Origin of the sequence: Microbacterium sp. PI-1, assembly GCF_004337555.1 — a bacterium.
Taxonomy (GTDB): domain Bacteria; phylum Actinomycetota; class Actinomycetes; order Actinomycetales; family Microbacteriaceae; genus Microbacterium; species Microbacterium aurugineum.
Genome location: NZ_SJYZ01000048.1, coordinates 1 through 6,362, shown reverse-complemented (window position 1 = coordinate 6,362; position 6,362 = coordinate 1). Strand labels below are relative to the sequence as shown.

At 66.7% G+C, this 6,362-nt stretch carries 9 protein-coding genes; 4 read left to right on the top strand and 5 right to left on the bottom strand.

The genetic code is table 11. The features are described 5' to 3' along the window. The 4 genes from E0W80_RS19330 to nrdH all read left to right on the top strand — a co-directional run. A partial coding sequence (locus tag E0W80_RS19330) for a hypothetical protein (RefSeq protein WP_205802391.1) occupies nucleotides 1–183 on the top strand: 183 nt, incomplete at its 5' end. Between the two features lie 134 nt (nucleotides 184–317). Continuing rightward, nucleotides 318–2,432, top strand: coding sequence for an FtsK/SpoIIIE domain-containing protein (locus tag E0W80_RS18855; protein ID WP_165875514.1), 2,115 nt, complete (start codon nucleotides 318–320; stop codon nucleotides 2,430–2,432). Nucleotides 2,433–2,449: 17 nt separating this feature from the next. Next, on the top strand, nucleotides 2,450–2,731 hold the full coding sequence (locus E0W80_RS18850) for a hypothetical protein (RefSeq protein WP_067119796.1): 282 nt from the start codon (nucleotides 2,450–2,452) through the stop codon (nucleotides 2,729–2,731). 51 nt (nucleotides 2,732–2,782) lie between these two features. Next, nucleotides 2,783–3,043 (top strand): glutaredoxin-like protein NrdH, encoded by a 261-nt coding sequence (nrdH, locus tag E0W80_RS18845; RefSeq protein WP_067119792.1) that lies wholly within the window; start codon nucleotides 2,783–2,785, stop codon nucleotides 3,041–3,043. Between the two features lie 76 nt (nucleotides 3,044–3,119). Here the strand turns inward: nrdH and E0W80_RS18840 are convergent, their stop codons facing one another. From E0W80_RS18840 to E0W80_RS18820, 5 genes are all read right to left on the bottom strand, one after another. Further along, nucleotides 3,120–3,353 (bottom strand): hypothetical protein, encoded by a 234-nt coding sequence (locus tag E0W80_RS18840; RefSeq protein ID WP_067119789.1) that lies wholly within the window; start codon nucleotides 3,351–3,353, stop codon nucleotides 3,120–3,122. Nucleotides 3,354–3,356: 3 nt separating this feature from the next. Then, nucleotides 3,357–3,590 (bottom strand): hypothetical protein, encoded by a 234-nt coding sequence (locus tag E0W80_RS18835; RefSeq protein WP_067119786.1) that lies wholly within the window; start codon nucleotides 3,588–3,590, stop codon nucleotides 3,357–3,359. Then, nucleotides 3,587–4,540 carry a DUF3560 domain-containing protein gene (locus E0W80_RS18830; protein WP_067119783.1) on the bottom strand — a complete coding sequence of 318 codons (954 nt, stop codon included), beginning with the start codon at nucleotides 4,538–4,540 and terminating at the stop codon, nucleotides 3,587–3,589. The genes E0W80_RS18835 and E0W80_RS18830 overlap by 4 nt, the downstream gene beginning before the upstream one ends. Before the next feature lie 16 nt (nucleotides 4,541–4,556). Beyond that, on the bottom strand, nucleotides 4,557–5,054 hold the full coding sequence (locus E0W80_RS18825) for a hypothetical protein (protein WP_067119780.1): 498 nt from the start codon (nucleotides 5,052–5,054) through the stop codon (nucleotides 4,557–4,559). A gap of 196 nt (nucleotides 5,055–5,250) precedes the next feature. After that, nucleotides 5,251–6,237: a DUF4113 domain-containing protein gene (locus E0W80_RS18820; RefSeq protein ID WP_276320556.1), complete on the bottom strand. Its 987-nt coding sequence runs from the start codon at nucleotides 6,235–6,237 to the stop codon at nucleotides 5,251–5,253. Nucleotides 6,238–6,362 lie beyond the last annotated feature (125 nt).

Genomic DNA, 6,362 nt, shown 5'->3' with positions numbered 1-6,362 from the left:
AATGTGAAAGCGGCCGCGATTTCCGACAAGTTTCGTGAGACAACCGGCAGTTTCCGCAGCGCACCACTCACCCGTCTTTCCGGGGGTGCTCCGTCTCACCAACCGACAAGTTTCGTGAGATCGGACAGTATTGCGCTGATGCGCGTGACGATCGAGCGCTACACCCCTCCGCCGCCGTGTTGAGCGAACTCGCTTCGGGAGGGACATCACGAGTGCGGCACGCGGGATGAGAACCGTTGATGTCCGCGAAGGGAGCGAACGCAGGCCTATACCTCGCAGAGGGCCGTGAAGAGCGCGACCCCACCAGGAGGTATCGAATGGCAACTCGTGTGGCGAACCGTCCGCCGGCACGGCCGACTGCGCCGGCCGTGACCGCGCTCGGCGTCCTGCCCCGCCGGCAGCTCACTGGGATCATCCCCGCACTGTTGGCTCTCGCGATCGCGACGGCTGTCACCGGCCTCAACACTGTCCGCCCCTTCACCAACCTCGTGCCTCTCGTATGGGTGGGGGCTGTGGTGCTGGCTGCGGGTTCGATCGTCGCGGGAGTGCGAGCGTTCCAGCGCGCCGGTCGGATGGATCCCGCCATCGAAGCGCTGCTTCCTCTGCTGGGCGCCTCTCAGCCCACGCGCGCTCTGGTGGAACCGGTGAAGTGGACGCGCGGGTGGGTCGGCGTCCCCGAGCGCATCAAGATCCGTTGGGCCTCCCACGTCGACGACACCGACCCTCGCTTCGTCGACCAGATCCTCGCCGGGCTGAGTCGCCGGCTCGGAGTGGAGTACCGAGTGCGCAAGCACAACTCCCGTCGCTGCTGGCTTGTGGTGGAGATCGCGCCGGAGACGGACCCCGTCTCTCGTGAGCAGCAGCGAGCGATCGAAGTGATCAAGCAGGTTGTGGATCCGTCCGCGACGGTGTCGGTGACGAGCGCCGAAGACGGATCGGTGTCCAAGATCGAGGTCAAGCACAACGTGGGACCGAAGATGGCGATCGCCGCACGTCGCTCGTCGATCGAGAAGGTCGTCTCGTCGATGCTGCCCGGACGCTGGCGTGCCCGATGGGACCTGGAGGGAGACAAGATCCTCTTCGAGGTCCGCCCGAACATGCCGGACATGGTGCTGCACGAGGTCACCCCCGCCGCAGCTCTCACCCACTCCGCCTACAAGGGGTTCAAGATCCCGATCGGCGTCGACGAAGACGGCGGGGTCCAGCATTGGCATCCAGCGGTCTCGCCGCACTGCCTCGTCATCGGCGGAACCGGCTCCGGTAAGACCAGCTTCCAGCACACCGTGCTGACGCACCTGACTCACGCGCACTGGCGGGTGTGGGTTCTCGACGGAAAGCGGATTGAGTTCGCCGGCTTCCGGGACTGGCCCAACGTCGAGCTCGTCGGCGCCCGGGTCGAGCACCAGGTGCGGATGCTGCACGCCGCACACGAACTCATGGAACAGCGGTACTCCCAGCTCGAGAACGGAACGGCTCGCCTTGAGGACTTTGACCCGCTCGCGCTGATCATCGACGAGTACGCCACCTTCAAGGCCCGAGTGCAGCGCTGGTACAAGACCGTCAAGCCGAAGGGCGCGCCGGCTCAGGCGCCCGTCCTGGATCTCCTCTCCGATCTCGCCCGCCTCGCCCGCAGCGCGAAGATCCACCTTCTGCTGGGTCTGCAGCGCCCCGACGTCGAGTTCCTCGGCGGTGAGATGCGCGACAACTTCGGCGCCCGCGTCAGCTTCGGTCGACTCTCCCCACAGGGCGCCAACATGATGTGGGACTCCTTCGCGGTCGGCGTAGCCATCCCCCGCAACAAGCGTGGTCGCGGTGTCACCCTCAGCGGCGAGTCGGTGCCGGTCGAGATCCAGGCGTTCTACACGCCAGACCCCGCCAAGCTCGACTCCACCGACGAAGCGGACTGGAAGCACCTGGCTGCGCTGCGCCCGGAGATCCCCGACTACAGCCGGATGATGGTGAAAGACCCCGAGCCGATCATCGGCGACGACGGCGAGGGCGAGGAGCTCGAACCGGACTACTACGAGTGGGCCGGCGCCGAGATCGTTGAGTGGGATCCCGCGGCCGCGGCCGCGCGCCTCGAGACGATGCGCCCGGGGAACGTCACCCTGCTGCCTTCCCGCACTGCCGTCCGATTCGTCCCGGAGCCCGTCGACGAGGACGCCGTCGACGATGCGGTCGACGGCGACGGCGACGGATACGGCGAAGCGATCGACGGGCCCGCGGTCGAGCTCGAGGTCGGAGACCTGCTGCAGACCGACGAGAGCCTCGGCATGTGGGGCGTCGTCGAAGGCGTCGAGAACGACGTCCTGGACGATGAACAGCTCGCCATCGAGTACCGGGATCTCGAAACCGGGGAAGAGGGGCTGCTGACCATGTCGGACACCCAGGTCATCACCTACCGCCGTCCCGACGTCGCGGCCGGCCACTGACGAAAGAGAGGGAGCCCATGTCCAACCAAGCGTCTGTCTCCGAGGACGACTGGATCTCGCTGCTGCTGATCGTCGTGCTCGCCTTCGCCACAGGCATCGTCTCGCTGGGGATGTTCCTCGATCCACTCCGGGTCTGGATGCTGCAGTACCACCTACTCGAGCAGGGCGAGGCGACGGTGATCCCGATCGTCGACGGCATCGGATTCGGATGGGGTCAGATCCTCGTCATCGCCGCGATCCTTCTCTCGGCGATCGCGCTCCTCGTGTGGCTCAAACGCCGAGCTGCCGCCCGTGTCTGAACTGTCCACCATGCTCAACAAACGAGACCCAGAAAGGAGGAGAGACCACACATGACAACCACACTGACGAACGGGGACAAGGCGATCACGCTGTTCACGAAGCCATCGTGCGTGCAGTGCACGGCCACGTATCGCGCGCTGGATGCGAAAGGCATCGAGTACGACGTCGTTGACCTCAGCGAGGACGCCGCTGCGCTCGAGCAGGTCAAGTCGCTCGGGTACCTGCAGGCGCCTGTCATCGTCACGGACGAAGACCACTGGTCGGGGTTCCGCCCGGACAAGATCGACGAGCTCGCGAAGCGACTCGCCTGATTAACAGCAGCGAGGCCCCGCCGGAAACGTGCCGGCGGGGCCTCGCTGTGTGCGTCGACGGCCTCGCGTAGGGACATCAGGAGTGCGGCATGTGTGCCCTCGCCCACTGGCGGAGCAGCTCGTCGCGAAGATGACGGTTCCGCTCGAGCATGAGCCGCACGCCCGCAAGCTCGCCCGGGCCAGGCCCGGTCTCGGTGAGGGCGCGCACGCCGTCGACCTCGACAGCCCACTGTGCGAGCTGGTCGAGGTCGACGGTCACGGTCGCGGTGACTTGCGCCGGTTGCTGCCACGCCACCTTGTACGCGGGCATGGGCTAGTCCGGACTACGGAAGAAGTCGACCACGACCACGACGAGCAGCGGGACCAGGATCACGGCCAGGGCGGCGACGATGAGCCGGTCGAGGATAGGCGCGAGCAGCAGGCCGAGGTAGCCGGCGCCTACCGCCAGGACGACGAAGGCGACGCCGGTCACCAGGCGGCGCAGCCGCACGACGAGCTCGGCGGGGATCTCGCGCGGCACCGGGCGGGGGCGAGTGGCGATGCTCACGATGACGCTCCCTTCTCGGCCGCACGGTGCTCGCGGATGTGGGTGTACGGGACCGTGCCGCGATGCCCATAGGTGTCGGTGATGCTGACGCTCTTCGCGTTGGTGCGGGTCACTGTGCACCAGGCACCGAAGTATCGGATCTGGTCGCCGGGGCGGATGGTGTCGCGGGAGTGGTTGGCGACGATCCCGGCGGCGATCTGTTCCTCGCGAACGGCCTGCCAGTAGGCATGCTGCTCGTCGACGGCGGCGAGCTCGCGGGTGAGTCTCTCGGCGTAGTCGCCGGTCGCCGCCGGCGTGATGTCGAGATAGCCGCCCGGCAGTGTGCGGCTGTACCCCTCGAGGCGCCGGCGGAGGCTGACCTGGTCGGCGCGGAGCTTCTCGATGCGGTTGGCGACCGTGATGGGTGCGTAGCGGGCTTCGTTCGCTCCGGCGGCGATGTCTGCTCGTGCGCGAGCACGGCGGGCGTCGGTGTCGGCGTCGATGGATCGCCGGATCGCGGCATCCGCCTTGGCGATCGCGCTTCGGTGGGCGGATTCGGAGTGGTGGCCGACGTGGATCGGCTCGCCGCCTTCCGGGAGCCGCCGAAGTGCTCGAGCTGCGCGCTCCGCTTCCGCGGCCGCGGTGTCGGCTCGCCGTTCAGCTTTCGCGTCCAGGGCGGCGGCGCGGTCCTCTCGACGTGCGAGGAGATCTGTTTCGACTGCAGCTGCGGCGCGTCGGGCGTAGTCCACCGACACCGTCACGGTGAAGCCGGCTTCCTGCAGCTGGGCGACGGTGCGGTCGATGACGTGCCTCTTCGGCTCGCGATCTCGGGAGTGGGGCACGTACCAGGAGCCGAGAGCTCGGCTCCATCGCCAACCGTTGGTGCGGAGCACCTCGGCCGAACCGTCGCCCTTCGCGGTGCCGTCGATCAGGGTGCCTTCGGCGGCGGTGTGCGTGATGGTGAGAGTCATATGTGGTCACTCCCTCTCACGCGGCCGCGTCGTTGGTTAGCGGGTGACGGAAGCCGATGTGCCGTTCCCAGACTTCGGCTGCACGGTGGAGGCCGTCATACTCCATGACGCCGCGGTGCTCCGGGGATGCGACCAACGGCCAGTGCGCGAAGCGCAGCGCGATCGCTTGGCCGAGGCGCTCGACGAGATCACGCGCGGGGGAGTCGTCCCATCCGTCGTGATGGCAGGAGACCTCGGTGAGCAGGAGCCGACTGCGCTCGATCTGCAGCACTTGCTCGTCGTCCGCACAGGGGATGATCTCGGCGACGGGCTGCCACTCGTACCGCGGCGCGGTGAGGTGCTCGCCGATGGCGAAGCTGACGCTGCTGTGGTTCTCATCCCACAACAGCTGACCCATGCGATCGGCGTGCTCGACAAGATCTCGGGGTGTGCTGATCCGGTAGGCGGGAGTGCTGATGTAGGCGGCGGTGACCAGTAGGTCGATGGTGTCGCGGTTCACGGGGAACGCACGCATGATGAGACCTCCTCTAAGGATGGTGAATGTGACATTCACCACGATATGCCCCGGAGGTGTCTCTGTCAACGACTCTTCTGCTGCGACCGGGCGATGTTGCATCGGATGCAACTGTCGATCTCGTCCGTGATGCGTTGGGCGCAACAATGATGCGGCTAACGCATCTGTCGTCTATTCGCGGCGCTGCCGAGCGGAGTCAGGCTCTCACGGTGGCCAGCTCGTCCCAGTGCGTCGTCGCGCGGGGGGTGAGCATCGACCGCTTCATCTGCCACGACGGTCCTGGCCGGAATCCTCCGTAGCCGAGTCCGAGGAGCTCGCGGCCTTCCTTCCGCTGGATCTTGTCGATCAGTTCTGCGACGCCGGATTCTTCGTGTGCGTGGCGGAACATCTCGAGCGGCTGATGTGCGTCTGCGAGGCGGAGATCGGTGAGCATGACGCCGGCTCGGGCGTACCGGATGCCATCTTCGATCAGTGGCAGCAGCCGATGCGCGGCGTGGGTGAGCTCGACGGGGTCTGCGGTGGGGAAGGGGAGCTTGACGAGCACCGAGGGTGAGGATCGCTGTTCGGAGTAGTGCGACGTGCCGGCGAACACCGTCATCAGCTTCGCCACCTGGTGGTGCTTGACCAGACGGGTCGCTCCCTGTTGGGCGTAGATGGACAGCGCCTGTCGGATGCCGTCTCTCGTGGTGACCTTCTCCGAGAAGGAACGGCTGACGATCAGCTGCTCCTTGCGCCCGGTGCGGTCCTCTTCGGCGATGATGCTCGGCACCCCGCGCAGCTCCAACGCGGTGCGCATCACGACGACATTGAACGCCTTGCGGATCCGCACTGGATCGGCCGCGGCGAGATCTGCGATCGTCGAGATCCCCATCGCCACCAGGCGTCGCTCGAGGCGGGACGCGATACCCCAGACTTCTGACACCGGTAGGGACGACATCAGCCGGTGCCGCCATTCCGGCCGGGTCGCCGGCCACACGCAGACCCCGTCGAACACGTCCAGTTTCTTCGCGGCCCGGTTGCTGAGTTTGGCCAATGTGCGTGTCTCCGCGATCCCGACGCACACGGGCACGCCGATGAGCCGACGCAGCGTCGAGCGGATGTCTCGGCCGAGCTCGGTCATCGCTTCGGGATCCCGTGCGACCTTCGGCGAGATCTTGAGGAATGCTTCGTCGATCGAGTAGATTCTGACCCCCGTTCCGGCGTGTTGCGTGGGTCGGATTCTGTCATCGCAGTGAGGCTGGCCGGGTGCCTCGAACCGCCGCCTGGAACCTCCACTTCGTGACCGATCTCAAGATGCGAGCGGACGAC